At 68.6% G+C, this 26,014-nt stretch carries 24 protein-coding genes; 9 read left to right on the forward strand and 15 right to left on the reverse strand.

Going from position 1 to position 26,014, the window contains the following annotated elements; translation table 11 throughout:
* The first annotated feature begins 69 nt into the window (after positions 1 to 69).
* On the forward strand, positions 70 to 957 hold the full coding sequence (locus JGR78_RS11395; RefSeq protein WP_182803753.1) for a LysR substrate-binding domain-containing protein: 888 nt from the start codon (positions 70 to 72) through the stop codon (positions 955 to 957).
* Here JGR78_RS11395 and JGR78_RS11400 read toward each other — a convergent pair.
* Positions 954 to 1,736 (reverse strand): 3-hydroxybutyrate dehydrogenase, encoded by a 783-nt coding sequence (locus JGR78_RS11400; protein ID WP_182792121.1) that lies wholly within the window; start codon positions 1,734 to 1,736, stop codon positions 954 to 956. The genes JGR78_RS11395 and JGR78_RS11400 overlap by 4 nt on opposite strands.
* A gap of 150 nt (positions 1,737 to 1,886) precedes the next feature.
* Here JGR78_RS11400 and JGR78_RS11405 point away from each other — a divergent pair, with 150 nt between their 5' ends.
* Together JGR78_RS11405 and JGR78_RS11410 are read left to right on the forward strand one after the other, a co-directional pair.
* Positions 1,887 to 2,327 carry a DUF1440 domain-containing protein gene (locus JGR78_RS11405; protein ID WP_182792120.1) on the forward strand — a complete coding sequence of 147 codons (441 nt, stop codon included), beginning with the start codon at positions 1,887 to 1,889 and terminating at the stop codon, positions 2,325 to 2,327.
* A gap of 353 nt (positions 2,328 to 2,680) precedes the next feature.
* On the forward strand, positions 2,681 to 4,543 hold the full coding sequence (locus JGR78_RS11410; protein WP_182792119.1) for an extracellular solute-binding protein: 1,863 nt from the start codon (positions 2,681 to 2,683) through the stop codon (positions 4,541 to 4,543).
* Positions 4,544 to 4,546: 3 nt separating this feature from the next.
* On the opposite strand, the gene JGR78_RS11415 is transcribed toward JGR78_RS11410, so the two are convergent.
* The 8 genes from JGR78_RS11415 to bioB all read right to left on the reverse strand — a co-directional run bounded on the left by JGR78_RS11415 (position 4,547) and on the right by bioB (position 10,274).
* On the reverse strand, positions 4,547 to 4,897 hold the full coding sequence (locus JGR78_RS11415; RefSeq protein ID WP_182792118.1) for a hypothetical protein: 351 nt from the start codon (positions 4,895 to 4,897) through the stop codon (positions 4,547 to 4,549).
* A gap of 82 nt (positions 4,898 to 4,979) precedes the next feature.
* A complete protein-coding gene (locus JGR78_RS11420; RefSeq protein ID WP_182792117.1) occupies positions 4,980 to 5,315 on the reverse strand; it encodes a DUF2794 domain-containing protein in 336 nt (111 codons plus the stop codon).
* A 140-nt stretch (positions 5,316 to 5,455) separates the two neighbouring features.
* On the reverse strand, positions 5,456 to 5,728 hold the full coding sequence (locus JGR78_RS11425) for an I78 family peptidase inhibitor (RefSeq protein WP_182792116.1): 273 nt from the start codon (positions 5,726 to 5,728) through the stop codon (positions 5,456 to 5,458).
* Between the two features lie 17 nt (positions 5,729 to 5,745).
* A complete protein-coding gene (locus JGR78_RS11430) occupies positions 5,746 to 6,081 on the reverse strand; it encodes a hypothetical protein (RefSeq protein WP_234450728.1) in 336 nt (111 codons plus the stop codon).
* Positions 6,082 to 6,239: 158 nt separating this feature from the next.
* Positions 6,240 to 7,481: an adenosylmethionine--8-amino-7-oxononanoate transaminase gene (locus JGR78_RS11435; protein WP_182803755.1), complete on the reverse strand. Its 1,242-nt coding sequence runs from the start codon at positions 7,479 to 7,481 to the stop codon at positions 6,240 to 6,242.
* A complete protein-coding gene (gene bioD / locus JGR78_RS11440; protein ID WP_182803757.1) occupies positions 7,478 to 8,107 on the reverse strand; it encodes a dethiobiotin synthase in 630 nt (209 codons plus the stop codon). The genes JGR78_RS11435 and bioD overlap by 4 nt, the downstream gene beginning before the upstream one ends.
* On the reverse strand, positions 8,092 to 9,240 hold the full coding sequence (locus tag JGR78_RS11445; protein ID WP_182803759.1) for an 8-amino-7-oxononanoate synthase: 1,149 nt from the start codon (positions 9,238 to 9,240) through the stop codon (positions 8,092 to 8,094). Before JGR78_RS11445 ends, bioD begins: the two co-directional genes overlap by 16 nt.
* Positions 9,237 to 10,274 (reverse strand): biotin synthase BioB, encoded by a 1,038-nt coding sequence (bioB, locus tag JGR78_RS11450; RefSeq protein WP_182803761.1) that lies wholly within the window; start codon positions 10,272 to 10,274, stop codon positions 9,237 to 9,239. The genes JGR78_RS11445 and bioB overlap by 4 nt, the downstream gene beginning before the upstream one ends.
* Before the next feature lie 145 nt (positions 10,275 to 10,419).
* On the opposite strand from bioB, the gene JGR78_RS11455 reads away from it, so the two are divergent.
* From JGR78_RS11455 to JGR78_RS11480, 6 genes are all read left to right on the forward strand, one after another.
* Positions 10,420 to 11,403 (forward strand): BMP family protein, encoded by a 984-nt coding sequence (locus tag JGR78_RS11455; RefSeq protein ID WP_182803763.1) that lies wholly within the window; start codon positions 10,420 to 10,422, stop codon positions 11,401 to 11,403.
* A gap of 6 nt (positions 11,404 to 11,409) precedes the next feature.
* On the forward strand, positions 11,410 to 13,014 hold the full coding sequence (locus tag JGR78_RS11460; RefSeq protein ID WP_182803765.1) for an ABC transporter ATP-binding protein: 1,605 nt from the start codon (positions 11,410 to 11,412) through the stop codon (positions 13,012 to 13,014).
* Positions 13,014 to 14,093 (forward strand): ABC transporter permease, encoded by a 1,080-nt coding sequence (locus JGR78_RS11465; RefSeq protein WP_182803767.1) that lies wholly within the window; start codon positions 13,014 to 13,016, stop codon positions 14,091 to 14,093. Before JGR78_RS11460 ends, JGR78_RS11465 begins: the two co-directional genes overlap by 1 nt.
* Complete coding sequence (locus JGR78_RS11470) at positions 14,093 to 15,058, forward strand: ABC transporter permease (protein ID WP_182792109.1); 966 nt, start codon at positions 14,093 to 14,095, stop codon at positions 15,056 to 15,058. Before JGR78_RS11465 ends, JGR78_RS11470 begins: the two co-directional genes overlap by 1 nt.
* 111 nt (positions 15,059 to 15,169) lie before the next feature.
* Positions 15,170 to 17,608 (forward strand): DNA topoisomerase (ATP-hydrolyzing) subunit B, encoded by a 2,439-nt coding sequence (gene gyrB, locus JGR78_RS11475; protein ID WP_182792108.1) that lies wholly within the window; start codon positions 15,170 to 15,172, stop codon positions 17,606 to 17,608.
* Positions 17,609 to 17,892: 284 nt separating this feature from the next.
* Positions 17,893 to 18,597: an outer membrane protein gene (locus tag JGR78_RS11480; protein ID WP_234450729.1), complete on the forward strand. Its 705-nt coding sequence runs from the start codon at positions 17,893 to 17,895 to the stop codon at positions 18,595 to 18,597.
* A 53-nt stretch (positions 18,598 to 18,650) separates the two neighbouring features.
* Here the strand turns inward: JGR78_RS11480 and pdeM are convergent, their stop codons facing one another.
* From pdeM to mobA, 6 genes are all read right to left on the reverse strand, one after another.
* Complete coding sequence (gene pdeM, locus JGR78_RS11485) at positions 18,651 to 19,280, reverse strand: ligase-associated DNA damage response endonuclease PdeM (RefSeq protein ID WP_182803771.1); 630 nt, start codon at positions 19,278 to 19,280, stop codon at positions 18,651 to 18,653.
* Entirely contained in the window at positions 19,277 to 21,715 is a 2,439-nt protein-coding gene (locus tag JGR78_RS11490; protein WP_182803773.1) for a ligase-associated DNA damage response DEXH box helicase, read from the reverse strand. The genes pdeM and JGR78_RS11490 overlap by 4 nt, the downstream gene beginning before the upstream one ends.
* On the reverse strand, positions 21,712 to 23,427 hold the full coding sequence (locus tag JGR78_RS11495; RefSeq protein ID WP_182792104.1) for a cisplatin damage response ATP-dependent DNA ligase: 1,716 nt from the start codon (positions 23,425 to 23,427) through the stop codon (positions 21,712 to 21,714). Before JGR78_RS11495 ends, JGR78_RS11490 begins: the two co-directional genes overlap by 4 nt.
* A 70-nt stretch (positions 23,428 to 23,497) precedes the next feature.
* Positions 23,498 to 24,493, reverse strand: coding sequence for a ligase-associated DNA damage response exonuclease (locus JGR78_RS11500; protein ID WP_182792103.1), 996 nt, complete (start codon positions 24,491 to 24,493; stop codon positions 23,498 to 23,500).
* A gap of 23 nt (positions 24,494 to 24,516) precedes the next feature.
* Complete coding sequence (locus JGR78_RS11505; RefSeq protein ID WP_182792102.1) at positions 24,517 to 25,428, reverse strand: DMT family transporter; 912 nt, start codon at positions 25,426 to 25,428, stop codon at positions 24,517 to 24,519.
* A complete protein-coding gene (gene mobA / locus JGR78_RS11510) occupies positions 25,419 to 26,006 on the reverse strand; it encodes a molybdenum cofactor guanylyltransferase MobA (RefSeq protein ID WP_182792101.1) in 588 nt (195 codons plus the stop codon). The genes JGR78_RS11505 and mobA overlap by 10 nt, the downstream gene beginning before the upstream one ends.
* Positions 26,007 to 26,014 lie beyond the last annotated feature (8 nt).

Genomic DNA, 26,014 nt, shown 5'->3' on the forward strand with positions numbered 1-26,014 from the left:
GATCCGAAGATGCCCACTCTGCCGTTATTGCGCCAATCATGGCTCGGCATGGGGGCATAAGCCCGGCTGATGGAAAACCTGCCTCCGCTGGCGGCGCTGCGCGTTTTCGAATCGGTCGCGCGGCACCTGTCCTTCACCGCCGCCGCCCGCGACCTGGGGATGACGCAGGCGGGAGTCAGCTACCAGGTCCGGCTGCTGGAAGAGCGGCTGGGCGGGCCGCTGTTCCTGCGCAAGCCGAAGGGGATCGAGCTGACCGCGCTGGGCGCGCGCCTTGCGGGACCGACGCGCGAAGCCTTCGACCTGCTGCGCGCGGCCTATGCGCCGCAGGCCGAGGCGGATTCGCTGTCGATTTCCACCCTGCAGACTCTGGCCGGGAACTGGCTTTCGCAGCGGCTGGGGCACTTCCAGTCCGAGAACCCGCATCTGTCCGTGCGGATGGAAGCCTCGGACCACCTTGTCGATTTCGCCCGCGAGGATATCGACGTGGCGATCCGCTTCGGCGACGGGAACTGGCCGGGGCTGGCGGCGCAGAGGCTGTTCACCGTCGATTTCACGCCGATGCTGTCGCCCGCCCTGATCGCGCGGCACGGGCCGCTGACTGGCCCCGAGCAGATCGTGCCCCTGCCCTGGATCGCCCGCGACGATCCCTCATGGGGCATCTGGCTGGCGGCGGCCGGGGTGCGGCTGTCCTGCGACGACCCGCCCCGCCCCTCGCTGACGCTGGGCACCCAGATCCACGAGGCGCGGCTGGCGATGGCGGGCAATGGCGTGGCGATGCTGACGCCGCGCTTCTTCCGCTTTGAACTTGCCGCCGGGGCGCTGGTGCAGCCCTTTGCGCTGACCGCGACGGACGGCAAGGCCTATTGGCTGGTCCACCCGCCCGCGCGGCGCAACCGCCCCGCGATCCGCGCCTTCCGCCGCTTCCTGCTGGCCGAGGTGGCAGGGGACGGCGCCTAGAGCGCCGTCCAGCCCCCGTCCACGGAGATCGTCGTGCCGGTGACCTGCGTCGCCGTCTCGGAACACAGGAACACCGTGGTGCCGCCGATCTGCTCGACCGTGGCGAACTCGCCCGAGGGCTGGCGGGCGAGCATCACCTTGGCGATGACCTCCTCGCGGCCCATGTTGTGGGTCTTCATCTGGTCGGGGATCTGCGCCTCGATGATGGGCGTCAGCACGTAGCCGGGGCAGATGGCGTTGCAGGTGATCGGATCGGTCGCGGTTTCCAGCGCCGTCACCTTGGTCAGCCCGACGACCCCGTGCTTGGCCGCCACATAGGCCGACTTGAAGGGCGAGGCTGTCAGGCCATGGGCCGAGGCGATGTTGACCACCCGCCCCCAGCCCGCAGCCCGCATCATCGGCAGCGCCGCGGCGGTGGTGTGGAAGGCGCTGGACAGGTTGATGGCGATGATCGCGTCCCATTTTTCCGCCGGGAACTCGGGGATCGGGGCGACGTGCTGGATGCCCGCGTTGTTCACCAGGATGTCGCAGCGGCCCGCGCTTTCCACCAGCCGGCGGCAGTCCTCGGCCTTGCTCATGTCGGCCTGGATGTAGCGGACGGTCACGCCATGCTCGGCCGAAAGCCGCTTTGCCAGCGCGTGATCCTCGGGGGTGTCGGTGAAGCTGTTGATGACCACGTCGGCGCCCGCCGCCGCCAGCGCCTCGGCCACGCCCAGCCCGATGCCGCTGTTCGATCCGGTGACGACCGCCGCCTTGCCCGCCAGAATCCTGTCCGCCATGTCCTGCACCCTTCATTCGCGTTGCGCCGCGACCTTAGCGCAGGAAAGCGCATCCGCCAGCCCCCTGCCGGAACGTCTCGCGCCGCCTGCCGGAACCGGGGCGTTCGCCGTCCGTTCGATTCCCGGCCGATCCGATGGAGGACGACGATCATGGCGCATCACGGCAACAGGAACGACGACGACCTCGGCCGCGCGCTGCTGAAGGGGACGGTGGCGGCGGTCGCGGCCACGGTGGCGCTGGACCGGCTGGACTGGTTCATGTGGAACAACCTCAGCCCCGAGACCCGCCAGCGGACCCGCAGCGTCCGCCCCGAGGGGCTGGACCCCGGCCACCTGATCGCCCGCAAGGCGGCCCGCGCGCTGGGCACCGACATCAAGCCGCAGGGCCGGGACAACCAGCATCCCGCCGGGGTCGCCGTTCATCTTGCCATCGGCATGGTGCCAGCGCTGGCCTATGCGGCCCTGCGGAACCGCGCCCCTTCGCTGACCGCGGGGGGCGGGACGCTGTTCGGGCTGGGGATGTTCGCCCTCCATGACGAGGGGATGAACACTGCCAGCGGCCTTGGCGCGCGGCCCGCGGAATATCCATGACAGGCCCATGCGCGGGGCCTGGTCGCGCATCTGGTCTATGGCGCGGTGCTGGAAGGCACGCTGCGGCTGCTGGACGGGCCGACCGGACGACGCCGCCGGCACCGCTGAGCGCAAACATCCCAAGGTTGTTTTTCACTTGCGCAAAGACTGCATCCAGACAAAAAAGGCGCCCGCACGAAGCGGGCGCCAAGTCTGAGGCAGGTTTCATACAGGCAAGAAACCTATCGAGCAGTGAGTTCGATATACGCCCAAGACCTCGCGAGGCCAAGGCCTTCGTTTGCCGGGAGGTTAAGGCAGAGGTAGTGTCCGGCTGAGAACCGGCAACCAAGCCGTGCAGAGCGGGACAGGCGACCATGCGAATCCTCAAGTTTGTTAAAGATTTCGCGACCGGGCGCCGAATGCGCGGCATCTTGCTGGGGCTGGCGACTGTTGCAGCGATGCCGCTGGCAAGTGCTGCCGAACCCTCCCATGCCCTTGCAATGTTTGGAGAACCGGCGCAGCCGCCGGACCTGCGGCAGATGCCCTACGCCAACGCCGCCGCCCCGAAAGGCGGAATGATTCGTTTCGCCGAACCCGGAAATTTCGATTCTCTCAAGCCCTGGGTTCTGAAAGGCAACCCGGCCTGGGCGGTCGGCGTGCATGTCGCGGAACCGCTGATGCTGCGGTCCCTGGACGAGCCTTTCACGCTGTATTGTCTTTTGTGCGAGACCGTTGAAACGAATCAGGACCGCTCTTGGGTCGCCTTTACGTTGCGTCCCGAGGCCCGGTTTTCCGACGGCTCGCCGGTCACGGTCGAGGATGTGATCTGGTCCTTCCAGACCTTGGGGACCGAGGGGCATCCGCGCTATGCCGGGGCTTGGGCCAAGGTCGCCTCGATCAGCCGGACGGGGGAACGCTCGCTCAGGATCGAGTTCTCGGAACAGGACCGAGAGCTTCCGCTGCTGATGGGACTGCGCCCGGTTCTGAAGAAGGCCCAGTGGGACGGCCGGGATTTCGCCGCCTCGTCGCTGGAGGTGCCGGTGGGGTCGGGGCCTTACGTCGTGGACCGGGTCGATCCGGGCCGGTCCATCAGCTTCCGCCGCAACCCCGACTACTGGGGGCGCGACCTGCCCCTGACGCGGGGGATGCACAACTTCGACACCATCCGCTACGATTATTTCGCCGACAGCAGCGCCATGTTTCAGGCTTTCAAGGCCGGGGCGGTCGATGTCTGGCGCGAATTCAGCCCGGTCAAATGGGCGACGGAATACAACTTCCCGGCCATGACCAGCGGCCGGGTCGTCAAGTCCGAGATCCCGCACCGCAGGCCATCCGGCATCATGGGGCTGGCGATGAACACCCGCTCGCCCCTGTTTTCCGACTGGCGGGTGCGCGAGGCGATGATCCTGGCCTTCAACTACCGCTTCATCAACCAGACCCTGACCGGCGGCACCGATCCCCGGATCACCAGCTATTTCGCCAATTCCGACCTTGCCATGCGCCCCGGCCCGCCCGAGGGGCGCGAGGCTGCGCTGCTGGCCCCCTTTGCGGCCGAGGTGCCGCCCGGCACCTTCCAGGGCTATGCCCTGCCGCCCGGTTCCGACCGGATGCTGGACCGCGCGTCGCTGCGCGAGGCGATGCGGCTGCTGGCCGAGGCGGGCTGGACCGTGCGCGACGGGGTTCTGAGGAACGCCGAGGGGCTGGTCTTCGCGCCTGAAATCGTGCTGAACCAGTCGGGCAGCGCCATGCGCGCCGGGTCCGAGGTCCAGCAGATCGTCGACATCTACACCGAGGCCCTGCGGCCGCTGGGGATCGAACCGCGCGTTACGGTGCTGGACAGCGCCCAGTATGTGGAACGCACCAACCGCTTCGCCTTCGACATGAGCTGGTATGAACGCGGGCTGTCGCTGTCGCCGGGCAACGAGCAGGCGCTTTACTGGGGATCGGCCAGCGCCGACCAGCAGGGTTCGCGCAACTGGATGGGGGTCAGGTCACCCGCGGTGGATGCGATGATCGCCGAGGCGGTGAACGCGGAAACCGAGGCCAGGCATGTCGCCGCCATCCGCGCGCTCGACCGGCTGCTGACCACGGGCCGCTATGTGATCCCGGTCAGCTATTCGCCGGTCAGCCGCATCGCCCATGCCTCGTGGCTGCGCTATCCGGCGCGGCCCACCGAATACGGCGACTGGCCGGGGTTCCTGCCGGACCTGTGGTGGTCGGAACGGGCGGACGACTGAGCCTCAGCGGCTTTCGTTGTCGCCGTCGTCGGGATAATCGTCGTCATCCCCGAAGCGGGCATCGTCCGAGTATTCGTCCTCGCCCTCGCCCACATACTTACCCGACAACGCGATCGAGTGATTGTCGTGCAGCGGGTCCATCACGATGTCCGAAGGGATTTCCCCGGCAAGCCATTGCTTGATCTCGTCGCGGGCTTCCTCGGGCTCCTGCTGGGTGATCTCGGCGATGTAGCGGACAAAGGCGCGCTGGTCGCCGTCGATCTCGTCCAGCATCGATTCCTCGGCATCCTCCCATTTCTCAAGAATGGCCTCGTAGAAGGCAGACCAGTTCGCCTGCACATGGGTCCATCTCATCGCTTGATCTCCATCCGGTTGAGCGGGCTGGCCGCCTTCCTGCCCCAAACCGCGGCAAGGGGACGCGGTTCCCTTGCGCGGGTCAGACCGGACGGATCAGCTTGCGTTCCAGGACGCGCAGAACGGTGGCCAGGTCATGGCCGCGGCGCAGGATCTGGCCGTCCATGGCCACGACCGAATACATCCCCTGCGCATTCCTCAGCTTCGGCCGCTTCTCGATGCGGTAAAGCGGGTTCTCGGCCGCGCGGCGGAAGACGGAGAACACCGCCATCTCGCGCAGAAAGGACAGGCCGTAGTCGCGCCATTCCCCGGCCGCGACCATCCGGCCGTAAAGCGACAGGATCACCCCCAGTTCCTGCCGGTCGAAGGAAACGACATCGGGCGCGGGGCCGGGCGGAGGCAGGGGATGGACCGTCATGCCCCCAGCGTGACACCGCGCCGGAATGCGATCAACGGGCAAAATGCGGGTCGCCGCCGCGTCGGCCCGCAAAGCCCTCGCATGGAAACGGGCGGCCCCGTCCGGGACCGCCCGCGCCTTGCCTGCCGGTCAGGGTCGCCTCAGTAGCAGGCGACCTTCTCGATCCGGCCCGAGGCGCCGATCTCGATGTTCATGCGGTCGGGGCGGAAATCCATCGTGACCGCGTCGCCGGGGTTGATGACCCGGGTGCCGGCCTTCAGCATCATGTCGCGCAGCACGGTGGCGGGCTGGCCGATCAGGCCTTGCAGCGCCGAGGCGTTGCACTGGTCGGTGTCGGGTTCCTCGACCGGAACGAGGATCGGCTGGACGCAGGCGGCCAGCGCCAGCAGGGGAAGAAGGGCAAGCGCGCGCATCGTCGTTTCCTTTTCGGTCAGCCGCAATCGACGGCCTGGATGTTGCCGGCGGAGTCCAGGCGGAACACCAGCCGCAGCGGATCATACTCCTGCGGCTCGATCCCGCGGTATTCAACGATGCGATATTCCCGCGTGATGCCGAGCGTCGGGATCGCCGCGCCGGGCTGACCGATGGCGCTGCGGTAGGTTCCCGCCTTGCAGCCGTCGGGTTCGCGCGATTGCAGACCGGCGACGCCGGTGACGGTCGGGACGGCCACCGGGGCCGGGTCGATGACGACCGGCGCGGGCGGCGGGACGGCCACGCAGCCAGCCAGCATGGCGGTGGTCAGGGCAAGGGCGGTCAGTCTTGTCATCGCATCAACCGTTGTTGGAGTCTGTTCGTCGGGCGGCCTGTTCCGGCGCTTTCCGGGTCCGGCCACTATAAGCGGGGGTCCGGCAGCCGGAAAGCATGCGCGGGATCACAGGGTTGCAAGGTGGCGCCCCTGTCACAATCGCGCATCAGCAGGCGGTTTCAGCCGGCGAAATCCGCGATGGCCTGCCAGACCTGATCAAGCTGATCCGCCGTGATGCAATAGGGCGGCATGACATAGACCGTGTTCCCCAAGGGCCGCAGCAGCACACCGCGATCCAGCGCATGGGCCCGCAACCGCGGCCCCACCGCGGCGAGATAGCCCGCCGCATCCACCCTCAGGTCGATGGCGGCGATGGTGCCGGTCTGGCGGGCGTTGGTGAAGGGGCTGCCACGGGCGATTGCCTGCAGCCGCTCGGCCTGCATGGCAGCGACCGCGTCGAGTTGCGCCTGCATCCCGTCTGCCGCCCAGATGCGGGCGTTCGCCAGCCCCGCCGCGCAGGCGAGGGGGTTGGCCGTGTAGCTGGAGGAATGGAAAAATGTGCGGCTGCGGTCCTCGGACCAGTGGGCCTGAAAGATGTCCTCGGTCGCCAGCGTGGCCGCCAGCGGAATCGCGCCGCCGGTCAGGCCCTTGGACGTGCAGAGGATGTCCGGCGAGACCCCCGCGTGATCGCAGGCCCAGGTCCGGCCGGTGCGGCCCCAGCCGGTCATCACCTCGTCGGCGATCATCAGCACGCCGTGGCGGTCGCAGATGCGGCGGATGCCGTCCAGCACCTGCGGGTCATACATCCGCATCCCGCCCGCGCCCAGCACCAACGGTTCAAGGATGATGGCGGCCATGTCGCCACCCGCAGCCATCGCCTCGAAGGCGGAAAGGGTTTCCGCGCCGTCTCCTTCCGGGAAGGGCAGCCTGTCCACGGCGAACATCAGCGGCTCGTAGGCCGCGTTGAAAACGCCGCGCTCGCCCACGCTCATGGTGCCGATGGTGTCGCCGTGATAGCCGTCCTGCAGAACGGCAATGCGGTGGCGCGGGCGGCCGGTATTGCGCCAGAAGCCCAGCGCCATCTTCAGCGCGACCTCGACGCTGGTCGAGCCGCTGTCGGAGTAGAAGACGCGTGTGAGTCCCTTCGGCGCCAGTGCCACCAGTTCGCGGGCAAGGGATTCGGCGGGTTCATGGGTCAGCCCGGCGAAGATCACCTGATCCAGCGTTTCCGAGGCTTCGCGGATCGCCTGCATGATGGGCGGATGGCTGTGGCCGTGGGTAATGACCCACCAGCTTGAGATCGCGTCGATCAGGAGGCCGTGGTCGGTCTCGATGATCGCCCCATGGGTGCGCCGCACGACCGGAGGCTCGGGCTCGGTCGCGTGCTGGGTGAAGGGGCGCCAGACGGGCGAGTCGCTCATGTGAAATCCTGCGGGTCGAAGGCGGCCTGCATCGCGGCGCGCAAGGCGTCGGGCGTCAGCGGATCAAGGCGCGGCAGCCGCCCCAGCACCCGCGCGCCGGTCAGGTCGGCGATGGTGGCGATGTTGTCGGGGTTGTCGTCGCCCACGAATGCGATGCCGTGCACGGGCACGCCCCGCGCGCGCAGGGATTCGACGGCGGTGACGCTGTGGCTGATCGTCCCCAGTCCCGTGGTCGCCACCAGCACAACGGGGATACCCCAGCGGGCGAAGAGGTCGGCCGACAGAAGCTGCCGGGTGATCGGCACCAGCACGCCCCCCGCCCCCTCGATCACCAGCGGGTCGGCGTCGGGGAGTGTCCAGGTGTCCGGCTCCAGGGTCACGCCCGCGAGTTCCGCCGCGCGATGGGGCGACAGCGGCACGGGCAGGATCGCGAGGCTGCCGTGGATGCGCGCGCCGGTCATCCCATGAACGAAGGCGGCGTCGCTGCCCTTTGGCGCGGGACCATGCCCCGTGACACCGGTCTGCACGGGCTTCCAGTAATCCGCGCCGATCAGTCCGGTCAGCCCGGCGGCGAAGACGGTCTTGCCGATGTCGGTCCCGGTGCCGGTGATCACGAAGCGGGCCATGCGTCCTCCAGCACCTCGGCCAGCCGGGTGACATCGGCAGGTCGGGCATTCAGCGTCAGTGACACCCGCAAGCGGCAGGTGCCGGGGGGCACGGTTGGCGGGCGGATGCCGCGCACGTCCAGCCCCTCGGATTGCAAACGGGCGGCGAGGCGCATCGTGGGCTCCTCGGCCCCCACGATCAGCGGCGCGATCTGGCTGCCCGAGGGCGGCAGATGCGGCAGCCGCCGCGCCAGTTCCGCCGTGAACAGGTCGATCAGGCCCTGCAGCGCCGCGCGCCGCTCGGGCTCGTCACGCAGGATCGCCAGCGCCTCGGTCGCCGCCACGGCCATCAGCGGCGAGGGAGCCGTGGCGAAAATGAAGGGCCGCCCGCGGTTCACGATGACGTCCCGCAAGACCCGCGGCAGGGTCAGCACCGCGCCCGAGCCGCCCAGCGCCTTGCCCAGCGTGTGCAGGGTGACGACGTTCTCGCGGCCTTCCAGCGCATGGGACAGCCCGCGTCCGTCAGGCCCCCAGACGCCGGTGGCGTGGGCCTCGTCCACCACAAGGAAGCCCTCGCGGTCGGCCAGCGGCGCGAGGGCGTCCAGCGGCGCGCGGTCGCCGTCCATGCTGTAAAGGCTTTCGACGCAGATCCAGACCGCGCCCTTGCCCCCCTTCGCGCGCCAGCCCGCGATCACCTCGGCCGCGTGGCCCGCATCGTTGTGGCGGAACTCGGCAACCTCGGCGCGGGTCAGCCGCGCGCCCTCACGCGTCGAGGCATGGGACAGCCCGTCCATCAGCAGCAGGTCGCCACGCTGGGGCAGGGTCGCCAGCACCGCCACGTTGGCCTGATAGCCGCCGCCCAGCATCAGCGCGGACTCGGCCCCGAAGAAGCGCGCGGCGGTGTCCTCGAAGCCCTCGTGCCACTCGGTATTGCCCCGCAGCAGGCGGGAACCGGCAGCGCCGACCGGCACGCCTTCCTCCAGTGCGCGGCGCACGGCATTGGCCAGCCGCAGCGAGCCCGCAAGGCCGATGTAGTCGTTCGACGCGAAATCCACCCCCGCGCGCCCGATCAGCCGCCGCGTCCGCCCGCCCGCCGCGATGGCGTCGAGGTCCGCGCGGAAGGGCGCGAGCCGGTCCTTTGCAGAAACGCTCACCGCAGGATCGGCACCGGCATCTCGCCCGGTGCGGGCGCGGCCACGTCCTCGGGCGCGTGTTCCCAGGCGACCATCGGCTGCATCCCCAGCTTGGCCAGCAGCTTCATGTCATGGTCGTCGCCGGGGTTCGCCGCCGTCAGCAGCGTGTCGCCCATGAAGATCGAGTTCGCCCCCGCGAAGAAACACAGCGCCTGCATTTCGTCCGACATCTCGGTCCTGCCCGCCGACAGCCGCACATGGCTTTGGGGCATCATGATCCGCGCCAGCGCAATCGTGCGGATGAAGGCGATGGGATCGACGGGGGCCGCGTTTTCCATCGGAGTTCCCGGAATGGCGATCAGCAGGTTGATCGGCACCGACTCCGGCGGCTCGGGCAGGTTCGCCAGCGTCACCAGCATCTCGACGCGGTCCTGTTGGCCTTCGCCAAGGCCGATGATGCCGCCGGAACACACCTTGATGCCGCTGTCGCGCACCACCGCCAGCGTCTCCAGCCGGTCGGCATAGGTTCGGGTCGTGACCACGTTGGCGTAATGCGACTCGGACGTGTCCACGTTGTGGTTGTAGTAATCCAGCCCCGCGTCCTTCAGCCGCCGCGCCTGTCCGGCGTCCAGCATCCCCAGCGTCATGCAGGTCTCCATCCCCAGCGCCTTGACGCCTTCCACCATGGCGAGAACCGCGCCCATGTCGCGTTCCTTGGGGCTGCGCCAGGCCGCGCCCATGCAGTAGCGGGTGGCGCCCGCCGCCTTGGCCTTCGCGGCCTCGGCAATCACGCGCTGGACCTCGATCAGCTTGGAGGCCGACAGGTCCGAGCCGTGCCGCGCGGACTGGCTGCAGTAGCCGCAATCTTCGGGGCAACCGCCGGTCTTGATCGACAGCAGCCGCGACAACTGGATTCGGTTGGGGTCGAAGTGCTGGCGATGCACCGTCTGGGCCTGGAACAGCAGGTCCATGAAGGGCTGGTCGATGACGGCCCGCGCCTCGGCCGCGGTCCAGTGCCTGCGTCCGGTCACGGGGGCAACAGTGGGAGCGTTCATGGCGGCCTCTCGTCTGGTCTGCCCCGCCGGTTAGCAGCAACGCCGCCGCCTGTCCAACGGACGCTGCGCCATCCGCGGCGTTTCCGATTGACGCCGCACGGGGCTTTTCCTGTAATCCCGCCAGACCCAACGGGAGAAAGCCGCCATGACCCTGACCCTTCGCCTGGCGAGCGCCGCGCTGGCGCTGTCTACCGCCGCCGCCTGGGCCGAGCCCGCGCTGGTCTTCGACCTCGGCGGCAAGTTCGACAAGTCCTTCAACGAGGCCGCCCATATCGGCGCGACCCGCTGGAAGGAGGAAACCGGGGGCAGCTACAAGGAACTGGAAATGCAGTCCGAGGCCCAGCGCGAGCAGGCGCTGCGGCGGCTGGCCGAGTCCGGGCTGAACCCCATCGTGACCACGGGCTTCGCCTTTGGCGAGGTGCTGAACAAGGTGGCCCCCGACTATCCCGACACCCGCTTCGTCATCATCGACACGGTGGTGGACCAGCCGAACGTCCAGTCCAACGTCTATGCCGAACCCGAGGGGTCCTATCTCGCGGGGATTCTGGCGGGGATGGCGTCGCAGACCGGCACCGTCGGCTTCATCGGCGGCATGGACATCCCGCTGATCCACAAGTTCCGCTGCGGCTACGCCGAGGGCTTCAAGTCCGTGCGGCCGGACGGCAAGGTGATCACCAACTTCACCGGCACCACGCCTGCGGCCTGGAACGACCCTGTGAAGGGCGGCGAGCTTGCCCGCGCGCAGAAGGCGCAGGGCGCGGACGTGATCTATGCGGCGGCGGGCGGCACCGGCATCGGGGTCCTGCAGGCCGCGGCGGACGAGGGCATCCTGTCCATCGGCGTCGATTCCAACCAGAACCACCTGCATCCGGGCAAGGTGCTGACCTCGATGGTCAAGCGCGTGGACAATTCGGTCTACGAGGCGTTCACGGCGGGCGAGGCGGTCGAGCCGGGCGTCAAGCTGATGGACCTCAAGGCCGACGGCGTGGGTCTGGCGATGGATGAAAACAACGCGCCCCTCATCACGCCCGAGATGACCGCCGCCGTCGAGGAGGCCAAGGCCAAGATCATCGCCGGGGAAATCGTGCCGCATGACTACATGACCGACAACGCCTGCCCGGCGGACTGACGGCGCATGGTCACCCCGGCCCCCGCGCCGCCCGCGATCGAGCTGCGCGGGATCTCCAAGGCCTTCGGGCCGGTGCAGGCCAACCGCGACATCAGCCTGGTCGTGCCCTCGGGCACGATCCACGGCATCGTGGGGGAAAACGGCGCGGGCAAGTCCACGCTGATGTCGATCCTTTACGGCTTCTACCGGCCGGACGCGGGGCAGATCATGGTCGGCGGGCGCGACGCCGGGATCACCGACAGCCAGTCGGCGATCCGGGCGGGGATCGGCATGGTCTTCCAGCATTTCAAGCTGGTGCCCAACTTCACGGTGGTCGAGAACGTCATCCTCGGGGCCGAGGACGGGGCGCTGCTGGCGCCTTCGGTGACGCGGGCGCGCAAGGAGTTGCGGCGGCTCGCGGCGGAATACCAGTTGAACGTGAACCCCGATGCGGTGGTGGAAACCCTGTCGGTCGGCCACCAGCAGCGGGTGGAAATCCTCAAGGCGCTGTACCGGCAGGCCGACATCCTGATCCTCGACGAACCGACAGGCGTGCTGACCCCGGCCGAGGCGGACCACCTGTTCCGCATCCTCAAGGGCCTGCGGGATCGTGGCAAGACGGTGATCCTGATCACCCACAAGCTGCGCGAGATCATGGAGATCACCGACAACACCAGCGTCATGCGGCGCGGCGAGATGGTGGCGACGGTGCCCACACGCGAAACCTCGCCCGAGGCGCTGGCCGAACTGATGGTCGGCCGCAAGGTGCTGCTGCGGGTGGACAAGGCACCTGCCGCGCCGGGCGCGCCGGTGCTGGAACTGGGCGGGCTGCGGATGGTGGACCGGGCGGGGGTGGAGCGGCTGCGCGGCATCGACCTGACGGTGCGGGCGGGCGAGATCCTCGGGATCGCGGGCGTCAGCGGCAATGGGCAGACGCAGCTTCTGGACATTCTTGGGGGCTATCCCGAGGCGGGTGCGCAGGTCACGGGCACCGCCCGGGTCGCGGGCCGTCCCCTGGCGCTTTCCGGCACCGACGCCCGGGCGCGGCGTCAGTTGGGGATCGCCAATATCCCCGAGGACCGGCAGGCCGAGGGACTGGTGATGGAGTTCTCGGCCTGGGAGAACACGGTCCTCGGCCACCACCGCGAGGGCGGGGCGCTGATGGACAACGTCGCCATCCGCAGCAAAGCCGCCGCCAAGATGGAGCGTTTCGACGTCCGCCCCCGCGACCCCGACCTGCCCGCCCGCAATTTTTCCGGCGGCAACCAGCAGAAGATCGTGGTCGCACGTGAAATCGAGAGCCGCCCGATTCTGCTGCTGGTGGGCCAACCGACGCGGGGCGTGGACATCGGCGCCATCGAGTTCATCCACCGCCGCCTGATCGAACTGCGCGACGCCGGCGCCGCGATCCTGCTGGTCTCGGTGGAACTGGACGAGATCATGGCGCTCAGCGACCGCATCGCCGTCATGTTCGATGGCCGCATCATGGGCGAGCGGCTGCCCGACCGGACCTCGGCCGCCGAACTGGGGCTGCTGATGGCGGGAGCCTCGCCCTCGGGCATCCCGCCCGAGACAGGCCAGCCGGGTGTTCCTGATGTCCCTGAACCCGGGCCCACCAAGGGGATGATCTGATGACCCGCCTGCCCCGCTGGGCCGACCTCGTGCTGGTGCCGCTGATCTCGCTGGCCCTCGCCTTCGCGATCTCGGCGCTGGTGATCCTGTCCATCGGCCAGAACCCCATCGAGGCGCTGCGGGTGATGGTCACGGGGGCGCTTGGGTCCTCCTACGGCTGGGGCTACACGCTTTATTACGCGACGAACTTCATCTTCACTGGGCTCGCGGTGGCAGTGGCCGCCCACGCGGGGCTGTTCAACATCGGGGCCGAGGGGCAGGCGAGCCTTGGCGGGCTTGGCGTCGCTCTGGTGGCGCTGTCGCTGCCCTGGCCGCATTGGGGCGTGGCCCTGTCCGCCGCGATGGTGGGGGCGGCGCTGTTCGGGGCGATGTGGGCCTTCGTCCCGGCGATCCTGCAGGCGAAACGCGGCAGCCACATCGTCATCACGACGATCATGTTCAACTTCCTCGCCGCCGCGCTGCTGAACTGGCTGCTGGTCAACGTGCTGCGCCCCGTGGGCAGCATGGACCCGGCCTCGGCGCGCTTCCCCGAGGGCACGCAACTGCCGCGCGTGACCGACATGGCGGCGGCGATGGGGATCGAGTGGGGCAAGTCCACGCCGGCCAACATCAGCTTCCTCATCGCCCTTGCCGCCTGCCTGCTGGTCTGGCTGCTGATCTGGCGCACGCCGCTGGGCTACGAGATACGCGCCTTCGGCCGGTCCGAACGCGCCGCGCGCTATGCGGGCATCCGGCCCACGCGGATCATCGTCATCGCCATGATGATCTCGGGCGGGCTGGCCGGGATGATGGCCATCAACAACGTCATGGGCGAGGCCGGGCGGCTGCTTCTGAACAGCGCCGAGGGCGCGGGCTTCATCGGCATCGCCGTGGCGCTGATGGGGCGCAACCACCCGGTCGGCATCGTGCTGGCCGCGCTGCTGTTCGGGTTCCTCTACCAAGGCGGCGCGGAACTGGCGCTCTGGACCTCGATCCCGCGCGAGCTGATCGTGGTGATCCAGGCGCTGGTGATCCTGTTCACGGGGGCGCTGGACAACATGGTCAGGATGCCCCTCAACCGTCTGTTCGGCGCACGCTGATGGATTACGCGACGGTCCTGCAGATCCTCGACAGCGCGGTCAGGCTGATGACGCCGCTGCTGCTGGCCTGCCTCGCCGGGCTTTATTCCGAACGCGCGGGCGTCTTCGACATCGGGCTGGAAGGCAAGATGCTGATGGCGGCCTTCTCGGCGGCGGCCACGGCGGCGATCACGGGCAGCGTCTGGCTGGGGCTGTTGGCGGGGGTTCTGGCGGCCGTGGGGATGTCGCTGATCCACGGACTGGCGGCGATCACCTTTCGTGGCAACCAGTTGATCTCGGGGGTAGCGATCAACTTCCTCGCCTCCGGCCTGACGGTGCTGCTGGGGCAAAGCTGGTTCGGCTTGGGCGGCCGCACGCCCTCGCTGGAGGGCGCGGCGCGTTTCGGCAGCATCACCCTGCCGGGGGCCGAGGCGCTGCGGGGCATCCCCGTCCTCGGCCCCTTCTACGCCGAGGTCGTGTCGGGCCACACGGCGCTGGTCTATGTCGCGGCGCTGCTCGTGCCGGGGACCTGGTGGCTGCTTTACCGTACCCGCTTCGGGCTGCGGCTGCGGGCGGTGGGGGAAAACCCGGCCTCGGTCGATACGGCGGGCGTGTCGGTGCCGCGCCTGCGCTGGGCGGCGGTGGCGATCTGCGGGGTGCTGACGGGGCTGGCGGGGGCTTACCTCGCCACCGGCCTCTCGGCGGGCTTCGTCAAGGAGATGACGGCGGGCCGCGGCTATATCGCGCTGGCCGCGCTGATCTTCGCCAACTGGCTGCCTTGGCGGGCGCTGGGGGCAACCTTCCTCTTCGGGCTGATGGAGGCGGTCGCCAACCGCTATCCCGAGATCGACCTCGGCCCCGTCACCATTCCCTCGATGGTCATGAGCGCCCTGCCCTACCTGCTGACCGTCATCATCCTCGCGGGCTTCATCGGCCGCGCCACGCCGCCCCGCGCGGGGGGCGAGCCTTACGTCAAGGAACGCTAGGCAAGACCCTGCCGGAACCCCCCGGAAACCCGCAAAATCTTGTGTGTTTCCCGTGACATTCGCGCGCGCGAGCCCTATATGATGGGCAACAATCGCAGGATAATGTCAGCAATGAGCGCAGCCACCGCGCAGCCGATCGAATACGGCGCCGATTCCATCAAGGTTCTGAAGGGTCTGGAAGCCGTCCGCAAGCGGCCCGGCATGTATATCGGCGATACCGATGACGGCTCGGGCCTCCATCACATGGTCACCGAGGTCGTGGACAACGGCATCGACGAGGTGCTGGCGGGCCACGCCGACTATGTCCGCGTCACCATCCACGCCGACAGCAGCGTCAGCGTCCGCGACAACGGCCGCGGCATCCCCGTGGACATGCACCCGACCGAGGGCGTCAGCGCCGCCGAGGTCATCATGACCCAGCTTCACGCAGGCGGTAAGTTCGACAGCAACAGCTACAAGGTCTCGGGCGGGCTGCATGGCGTCGGCGTTTCGGTCGTCAACGCCCTGTCGGACTGGCTGGAACTGCGCATCTGGCGGGGCGGGAAAGAGCATTTCGTCCGCTTCGAGAACGGCGACACGGTGGAACACCTGCGCGTCGTGGGCGACGCCGCGCCGGGCGAAAAGGGGACCGAGGTGCGGTTTCTCGCCAGTTGCAAGGAGAACGCGCAGGGCGGAACCTTTTCGAACCTCGACTACCAGTTCAAGACGCTGGAAACGCGGCTGCGGGAACTGGCTTTCCTGAACTCGGGCGTCCGCATCCTGCTGGAAGACGAACGCCCCGCCGAACCGCTGCGGACCGAGTTGTTCTACGAGGGCGGGGTCCGCGAGTTCGTCAAATACCTCGACCGCTCGAAGACCCCGGTCATGCCCGAGCCGATCTTCATCGTGGGCGAACGCAACGGCATCGGCGTCGAGATCGCCATGTGGTGGAACGACAGCTATCACGAAACCGTGCTGCCCTTCACCAACAACATCCCCCAGCGCGACGGCGGCAGCCATCTTGCGGGCTTCCGGGGCGCGCTGACGCGGGTGATCGGGAAATACGCCCAGGACAGCGGCATCGCCAAAAAGGAAAAGGTCGATTTCACCGGCGACGACGCGCGCGAGGGACTGACCTGCGTGCTGTCGGTCAAGGTGCCGGACCCCAAGTTCTCCAGCCAGACCAAGGACAAGCTGGTGTCCTCGGAAGTGCGACCTGCGGTCGAGAACCTGGTGAACGAGAAGCTGGCCGAATGGTTCGAGGAGCATCCCGCCGAGGCTCGCCAGATCGTCGGCAAGATCGTCGAGGCCGCCCTGGCCCGCGAAGCTGCCCGCAAGGCCCGCGAACTCACCCGTCGCAAGACCGCTATGGACGTGGCGAGCCTGCCCGGCAAGCTGGCCGACTGTCAGGAAAAAGACCCCTCGCTGGCGGAACTGTTCATTGTCGAGGGTGACTCGGCCGGCGGGTCGGCCAAGCAGGGGCGTTCCCGCCAGAACCAGGCGGTGCTGCCGCTGCGGGGCAAGATCCTGAACGTGGAACGTGCCCGCTTCGACCGCATGCTGTCCTCGGACATGATCGGCACGCTGATCACGGCGCTGGGGACCGGCATCGGGCGGGACGAGTTCAACCTGAAGAAGCTGCGCTACCACAAGATCGTCATCATGACCGACGCCGACGTGGACGGCGCGCATATCCGCACGCTGCTGCTGACCTTCTTCTTCCGGCAGATGCCGGAACTGATCGAAGCAGGCCATCTCTATATCGCCCAGCCCCCGCTTTACAAAGTCGCGCGGGGCCGGTCCGAGGTCTATCTCAAGGACCAGGCCGCGCTCGAGGATTACCTGATCCAGCAGGGGATCGAGGGCACTGCCCTGCGGCTCGGTTCCGGCGAGGAGATCACCGGCGCCGACCTCGCCCGCGTGGTCGAGGAGGCGCGGCTTGCCCGCCGCGTCATCGCCACCTATCCGACCCATTATCCGCATCACATCACCGAACAGGCGGCCATTGCAGGCGCGATGGTTCCCGGCGCCATCGACAGCGATGCGGCAGGCGTCGGCGGGGCCGTGGCGGCCCGGCTGGACGCCATCGCCGAGGAATATGAACGCGGCTGGTCCGCGCGCCCCACGCAGGACGGCGGCATCCGCCTGTCGCGCCTGCTGCGCGGGGTCGAGGAGTCGCGGCTGCTCGACGGCCCGATGCTGCGCTCGGCCGAAAGCCGGCGGCTGGGCACCCTGACCGACGCCCTGCGCGAAGTTTACGGCGACCGGGCGACGCTGGTCCGCAAGGACCGCAGCATCCCGATCCACGGGCCGTTGTCGCTGCTGGACGCGATCTTCGCGGAAGGCGAGAAGGGCCTGACCCTTCAGCGCTACAAGGGACTGGGCGAGATGAACCCCGAGCAGTTGTGGGAAACCACGCTGGACCCGGTGGCCCGCACCCTGCTGCAGGTCCGGGTCGAGGACGTGGCCGAGGCCGACGACATCTTTACCAAGCTGATGGGCGACGTGGTTGAACCGCGCCGGGACTTCATCCAGGCCAATGCGCTGAGCGTCGAAAACCTTGATACGTGACAAATCCGCCACCCTCGCCTGACAGGCTCGGGCCTGCGCGACCGAGGGGGGCACCGGAGCTGTCCGGGAAAATGGATTTCGTATCAGACAGTTACGGAAAGCAGGCTTCGACGGGCCGGTCCCGACCATGATCCGCTGCCCCTTTCGGGATCGTGCCCATGCCGTCACACAAACCCGTAGTTTTCCGCTCATCCCCTTGGGAACAGAGCGATTTCATGCCAGTTGTCAGTCATAGATGGTCCGGGCCCTGCCCGGAATCGAATCCTTATGAAGTGAGGTTCACCTTGCGCATCAACCTCGTCGTGGCCTCTGCCGCTGTCCTGTTCTCGGTCCCCTCCGCTTACGCCGGCGGCTATATCGCCCCCGTCGTCGATGTCGAACCCGCACCGGTCGTCGTCGCACCGGCCGCGTCCGACTGGCAGGGCGGCTATGCCGGCATCACGCTGGGCTATGCGTTCGGGGGGGATGACAGGGTTGGCGCATATACTGCCGACGACCGGTTCATCGCCAACCTGGGGGATGCGGAAATTTCGGGGGCCAACGGGGGGCTGCACGTCGGGTATCGCTGGCAGCGCAATCGGTGGGTGATCGGACCGGAACTCTCTTACACCTTCAGCAACATCTCGGATGACTTCGGCTATGATATTCCCGGTCTGGGAAGCGGAACGTTCAAATCCGAAGTGGACGATCTTTGGGCACTCAAGCTGAAGACCGGCTATCTGGCGCGGCCGGATACCCTGGTTTACGGCATCGCCGGCTATCAGGAGGGTAACTTCACCTTGTCGGCCGGCGGAAGCGACGTCGAATATGACGCGGATGGGTATGTCGTCGGCCTCGGTGTCGAGCGGCTCATCAATGATCGCCTCTCCGTCACGGGTGAATGGGAGTACAGCGATTTCGGCACGACCGACGTCGAAATTCTGGGGGCGAACACTTCCGCCTCGTCCAGCTTCCACAACGTCAAGGTCGGCCTGAACTTCCGCTTCTGAGCGGGACGCAGGCAAGGATGCAGGCCGCCGGTTCTTCCGGCGGCCTTTTCCGATCATGCGGCCCGCAGGGGCACCGGCAGGGCCTTGTGCAGGCAAGCGACCGCGAACCCATGCGGCACCCAGCGGGTGATCGCCTGCGAGCCCGCATCCAGCCCTCCGGTATAGGCCCCGAAGGCCGGCAGGATCATGTGCGACGGCCCGACCAGCAGCGCCCGCCGCCGCGCCCCCGCCAGCCGCACGACCGGGTGGAAATGGCCGCTGATGTCGGGGCCGTCCCCTTCCGGCTCGTGCCGCAGGGTGGCCCGGCCCATCTTCAGCGTCTCGGCACCGGTTTTCGGGTCGTGGTTTCCCGCGATCCACAGCAAGCGCCGCCCCTGCCCCAGCGCGGCGACGGCCTTTTCCACAGCGGGATCCAGCCCCTCTGCGGCCGCGTCGTCATCGAAGCCATCGCCGAGGCTGACGATCACTGCCGGGTCCAGCGCCTCGGCCTCTGCCTCAAGGCGGCGCAGGGTCTCGATCCCCTCATAGGGCGGCAGCAGCGCGCCGCCGCGCCGGGCCATGCGCTCGGACTTGCCGAGATGCAGGTCGGCCACAACCAGCCAGCGCTCCTCGGGCCACCACAGCGCGCCCGAGCAGCGCGCCTCAAGCTGAAGCCCGTGCCAAGTGAAGGCAAAGCCGGTCATCGCGCCCGGCGCGAGCGATGCGGCGGCTCGGCCGGCGTGTCGAAGCCCGCCGGATCGTCGGTAAACTGCAATCCTGCCGCCTGCATCAAAGCCTCTGCCTCCTGCTCGGCCAGCCGCATCCGACCCTGCCCCTCGATCCTGACGCGCCCCATTTCCAGCATCAGGGGCGCGGCCAGCGGGGATACGCGGTCCAGTTGCCGGTGGTCAAGGACGGGCGAGCGGTCCAGCATCTCCTCAATACGGCCGAAATCGACCAGGCCGCGACCGGCCTCGGCTGCCGTGATCCGCAGCAACAGGTGGTCGGGGTCGTGCCGGCGCAGGGTGTCGTAAAGGATGTCGGTCGAGAAGGTCGCCTGCTTGCCCGACCGCCGCCCGCCCGGCATGTTGCGCTGGATCAGGCCAGATATGATGGCGACGTTCTTGAAGGTCCGCTTCATCACCGCATTGCCCGCGAGCCAGTCCCCCAGGCCCGCCCGCAGCTTGTCACGGTCCAAGAGCGGCGCAAGGTCTCTCACCGGGTCCAGCGACCAGATCAGCAGCGCGTAGTCGGTCGAGGAAAACCCTAGCGGACCAAGCCCCGACTCCTCCATCGCTCGCGTCAGAAGCAGGCCCAGCGTCTGCATGGCATTGTGCCCGGCGAAGCCATAGACCGCGATGTGCCAGCGGCCCATGTGCGGAAAGGTCTCGGCCAGCAGCGTGCCGGGGCGGGGCACGGCCGAAACCTGGGCCTGCAGGGACAGCCAGTCGCGGGTGGGTCGGGGCAGAACCTCCCAGCGGGAAGGATCGCCGATCAGGGACAGGACGCGGTGGCTCAGTTCCGCCGACATGGGCATCCTGACGCCGGTGAAGACGGCGATCTTGGGTTCCTTGCGGGGGCTGGGGCTGACCTCGACCACCAACTCGCGCAGGGCTTCGTAGCGGACGATCTTGCCGCCGGTCAGGAAGCTGTCGCCGGGGACGAGGCTGGCGGCGAAGGATTCCTCGACCTCGCCCAGCAGCCCGCCGCCGCGCTTCCAGCGGACCTTGGTCATCTCGGCTTCCACGATGGTGCCGACGTTCATCCGCAGGTCGCGGGCGGCACGGGGGTCGCGCAGGCCCCACAGGTTGCCCCGCTGCATCAGCCGCTGCCAGCGGTCATAGGCGCGGAGCGCATAGCCTCCCGTCGCCGCGAAGTTCAGGCAATCGTCGAAATCGGCGCGGGACAGGTCACGGTAGGGACCGGCGGAGCGGACCTCGGCATACAGCGCATCGGCGTCGAAAGGCCCCGCGCAGGCGGTCAGCAGGATATGCTGGCAGAGGACGTCAAGCGGCCCCGGCCCCCTCGCGTCGCCATCAAGGTCGCGTTCGCGCACGGCTTCCAGCGCGGCGATGCACTCGATCACCTCGAATCGGTTGGCGGGGACCATGCGGGCGCGGGACGGCGCGTTGTAGCGGTGGTTCGCCCGTCCGATCCGCTGGACCAGCCGCTTGACGTTCTTGGGCGCGCCCACCTGGATCACCAGATCGACGTCGCCCCAGTCGATCCCGAGATCAAGGCTGCCCGTCGCCACAACTGCCCGCAACTCGCCCGCGGCCATCGCGGCCTCGACCCGCGCGCGCGCCTCGCGCGCAAGGCTGCCGTGGTGCAGACCGATGGGGAGGTTCTGGTCGTTCTCGGCCCAGAGCGCCTGGAAGAACAGCTCGGCCTGGGCGCGGGTGTTGATGAAGATGATCGTCGTGCGGGCCTCGGCCACGGCCTTCAGCACGTCGCTGACGGCATAGCGCCCCCCTGCCCCGGCCCAGGGCGGCGGGCGGCTGGTCGGCAGCATGGCGATGTCCGGGTCGGGGCCGGGATCGGCATGGACGACCTGCGCCCCGCCCATGAACCCGGCCAGCGCCTGCGGGTCCTCAACCGTCGCCGACAGGCCGGTGGCGATCAGGCCGGGCGAAAGGCTGCGCAGCCGCGCGAGTCCCAGCATCAACTGGTCGCCGCGCTTGGATTCCGCCAGCGCGTGCAATTCATCCAGCACCACGCGGCGGAGGCTGCCGAAGATCTTCGGCGCCTCGAGGTAGCTCAGCATCAGCGCGAGGCTTTCGGGCGTCGTCAGCAGGATCTGCGGCGGGTCGGTGCGCTGGCGCTGGCGGGCGCTGGCCTTGGTGTCGCCGGTGCGATCCTCGACCCGGATGGGCAGGTTCAGGTCCGCGACAGGGCGCGCGAGGTTGCGCCCGATGTCCGCCGTCAGCGCCTTCAGCGGCGAGACATAGAGTGTGTGCAGCCCCCTCCACCCCCCGGCCAGTTCCACCAGCGAGGGCAGGAACCCGGCCAGCGTCTTGCCGCCCCCCGTGGGCGCGATCAGCAGGCTGTCGCCCGTGGCCTCCAGCAGCGCAAGCTGGTGCGGATGCGGAGTCCAGCCCTGCCGCGCGAACCAGTCGGCGAAGGCGGGGGGAAGGCTCATTCTTCTTCGTCCAAATATCCCGCGGGGGTGGATGGCGTCTCGACGCCATTCAGGGGGCGCGAAGCCCCCGCTTCTTCGGGCAGATCGCTCGCCCCGTTACGCCGCTTCGTCCGCCCGTGGCGCACGCCGGCCCGAGCTGCCTCGGCGTCGAAGACATTGGGCGCGTCGATCATCGCTTCCAGCGTGTCCAGCCGGTCCGCCTCGACCGCCGGCTTGTCCCAGCGAATGTGGCTGATGCGCGGGAAGCGCAGGGCCACGCCGGAACGGTGGCGGGCGGATCGGTTGACGCCCTCGAAGGCGACCTCGACCACCAGCTTCGGGGCGACGGCGCGGACGGGGCCGAAGCGTTCCGTCGTGTTGTTGCGGACGAAGCGGTCAAGTTCGCGCAGCTCCTCATCAGTGAAGCCGAAATAGGCCTTGCCGACCGGGACCAGCGTGTCGCCATCCCAGAGGCCGAAGGTGAAGTCCGAATAATAGCCCGAGCGTTTGCCGTGCCCGCGCTGGGCATAGATCAGCACCGCGTCCACCACGCGGGGGTCGCGCTTCCACTTGAACCAGGGACCACGGGGACGGCCGCCGGTGTAAGGCGCGTCGCGGCGCTTGATCATCACCCCCTCGATCACCGGGTCGGGCGGATCGGCGCGCAGGGCGGCGAGGTCGTCCCATGTCCCGAACGGCAGAAGCGGCGAGATGTCGATGCGGTCGGACCGGAAATCCGCCGTCTCAAGCACGGCGCGGCGGTCCGTCAGGGGGCGGGCGCGCTGGTCCTCGCCGTTCCAGATCAGCAGGTCATAGACGCGCAGGCCCGCCGGGTGGCTTTGCAGCATGGCGCGGCTGACCGTCTTGCGGTTCAGCCGCTGCTGGAGGTCGTTGAATGTGGCGACCCCGCCCTCGTTGCGGACCAGAAGCTCGCCATCGACCGCGCCTTCCCAGGTCATCTCGGCGATCAGGTCGGGGAAGGCGCCGGAAATGTCCTCTCCGGTCCGGGAATAAAGGCGGCTGACCCCGCCCTCGCTGACAGCCTGCACGCGGATGCCGTCCCATTTCCATTCCGCGACATGGTCGGCAGGGTCGAGCGCGCGGAGTTCGTCCAAGTCCGTGGGGGTCGAGAGCATCACCGGCCGGAAGGGCGCCAGCGCCGCGCGGTCAGGGCGCGGGCCGCCCTCGACCCAGGCGAAGACCTCGGGATAGGGGGGCTTGAGGCCGTGCCAGACCTCCTCGATCTCGCCCAGCGTGGGCGCCCCCATCTGCGCCAGCGCCGTGCGCGCCAGCCGCGCCGACAGGCCGATCCGCAGGTTGCCGGTGGCGAGCTTGAGGAAGGCCAGCCGCTCGGAGGGGCCGAGCCGGTCCAGAACGCCGGCGATGGCGGCGGGCAGCCCGGCCTTGCCGGTGGTTTCCAGCAGGTGAACGGCTTCGGTGATGGACAGGTCACCCTGCGGCTCGCCTTCCCAGATCAGCGCGATGGTTTCGGCGAGGTCGCCGACGAAGTCGTAGGACAGGGCGAAGAGCAGCTCGTCGAAGCGATCGACCGCGAGGCCGCGCAGCAGGCCGGGTGTGACGGCGCGCAGCTTGAGATTGCCCGTCAGAGCGGCAAAGGCATAGCCGCGGTTGGGGTCGGGCGTGCGTTCCAGGTAGTGCTGCAGGATCTGCAGCTTGGCATTGCGCGCGGGCGTGAAGGCCAGCCGTTCCAGCAGGGCGGCGAAGGCCTTCATGCGGCACCGCCGGACGGGGGGCTGCCTGCCCCCCGAGCCCCCCGGGGATATTTGTCCGAAGAAGAACCTCTCATTCTTCCTCGTCCTCGTAGCCGACCAGCCGCAGGGGGCGGGCGCGAAGCTGGTTCAGCTCGCACCAGCGGACCAGCGCTTCCTCGGCGCCATGGGTGACCCAGACTTCCGAGGGGCGCAGTTCAGTGAGCGTCTGCGTCAGTTGTGGCCAGTCCACGTGGTCGCTGATGACCAGCGGCAGTTCCACGCCCCTTTGCCGGGCACGGGCGCGGACGGCCATCCAGCCGGAGGCGAAGCAGATCACCGGATCGCGGAAGCGCTGGACCCAAGGCGAGGCGAAAGCCGAGGGGGGGGCGATGACCACCTGCCCCTCGATCTGTTTCGGCGTGGTGGCGGGGCGCAAGTCGCCCAGCGGGATGCCCTCGGCCACATGGTAGTCGCTCAGCCGCTGGGCGCTGCCGTGCAGGTGGATCGGCGCGTCGTAGCCCGCCTGCCGTAGCAGGGCGATCACCCGCTGCGCCTTGCCCAAGGCATAGGCGCCGACCAGATGCGGGCGGTCGGGGAACTCGGCCATGCTGGCGAGCAGCTTCTGCGTTTCCGCCGCCGGGTCGGGATGCTTGAAGACCGGCAGGCCGAAGGTCGCCTCGGTCACGAAGATGTCGCAGGGGACAGGTTCCCACGGGGCGCAGACGGGGTTGGGGGTGCGGCAGTAGTCGCCGGAAACGGTGATGACTGGCCCGCCCTGACAGGCCAGCCGGATCTGGGCCGAGCCGAGGATGTGGCCCGCGGGGTGGAAGCTGACCTCAACGCTGCCCACTTGCGTTGGCCCGTCGGCCACCTGCCGGGAGGCAGTGAAATCCTCGCCATAGCGGATCGCCATGATCTCCAGCGTCTCGCGCGTGGCCATGACCGCGCCGTGGCCGGACCGGGCGTGGTCGCCGTGGCCGTGGGTGATGAGGGCGCGGGGCACGGGTCGCAGTGGGTCAATGAAAAAATCACCCGAAGGGCAGTAAAGCCCGGCATCGGTGGGATGAAGGAAATCGTCGGCGCGCATCGCCGCTCAACCTCGGCGGGGGGTCATGCGTTCCGTGGTTCCGCCGCGAGGCCCGGCACGGCAGGCGTGGGGGCGACACGGGCAAGCTGCACCATCAGGATGCCGATGGCGACGATGATGGACCCGATCACGTCCGACCAGCCGAAGCTTTCGCCCAGCCACAGCGCGGCGGTAGCGACGCCCAAGGGCGGGGACAGGAAATGGAAGGCCGCCGCCCTGACCGCGCCGATGCGCGTGACCAGCCGGAACCAGATAAAAGTCGCAAGGATGCCGGGCACGAGGACCGAATAGGCCAGCGCGCCGATCAGCCGCCCGCTCCATTCGAAAGACCGGCCCCATTCGAGCGCCGCCGCGGGCAGGACCAGCGCCACCGCACCCACCGCCATCTGCAGGCCCACGATCATCATCACGTTCGGCCCCCCGCCCGCGCCGCGCACCGCCAGCGTGGCGACGGTCAGCGCCACCACGGCGGCAAGGCACAGAGCGAGGCCGAGAAGGTTCATCCCCTGCGAGATCCGCACGCTCATGATGATGACGACTCCGACAACGCCGATCACCAGTCCCGCCACCGCCTGCGGCCGCAGCGGCTGGCGCAGGAAGGCCCAGCCCGCGAAGGCCACCAGCAGCGGCATCATCGAGGCGATGATCGAGGCGGCCGACGCCTCGACCCACTGCATCCCGACCCAGTTGAGGCCAAGGTAGAGCGCGTTCTGGCAGAGGCCGAAGACGACCACCGTGCGCCACTCGGCCCGCGACAGCCGCATCGACTGGCCCATCGCATAGGCCAGCCCGATGGCGATGACGGCAGAGGCACTGAATCGGATCACCAGCGCCAGCAGCGGCGGCATTTCGATCACCGCGATCCGCGTCGAGGTGAAGGCCGAGGCCCAGATCGCCGCGAAGCTCAGGCCCATGAGGGCGGATTTCAGGTCCATTCCTGTTCCTGCGACAGCCTGAGGCGGGCCGTTGCCAGCTCGGCGGGCGTGTTGATGTTGAAGAAGGGATCGTCGCCCGGAAACCCGACCCGGACGGCGCCATGCGCGTCCATCCAGTCGCGCATCCGCCGGGTGCCCGAGTGCAGCGCGGCACGCAGGTCGTCGCGCAGGGAAACGTCCCAGAGGGCGAAGGCGGGATGGTCGCCGTCGTTGCTCGCCATGATCACCGGCGCCTCGACGCCTGCAAGCCGCGCCGCGAGGTCGCGCGGGAAGAAGGGCGTGTCGGCGGCGGCGGTGACGATGCGGGGGATACCCCGCGCCGCCGCCCAGTCCATCCCGGCCAGCACGCCCGCCAGCGGCCCCGGCCAGTCCGGCAGGCTGTCGGGCAGAACGGGCAGGCCGAAGTCTGCAAAACGCGCCGGATCGCCGTTCGCACTGATCGCGCGGGCGCAGCCCAGACGTTCGATCACATGGGCGATGACCGGGCGCCCGCCGAGGTCCAGCAGCCCCTTGTCGCCGCCGCCCATCCGACGCGACTGCCCCCCGGCCAGCACGATTCCCGCGATTTCCCTGCTCATCCGGCACA

Source organism: Paracoccus sp. MC1862, from assembly GCF_016617715.1.
Lineage (GTDB): Bacteria > Pseudomonadota > Alphaproteobacteria > Rhodobacterales > Rhodobacteraceae > Paracoccus.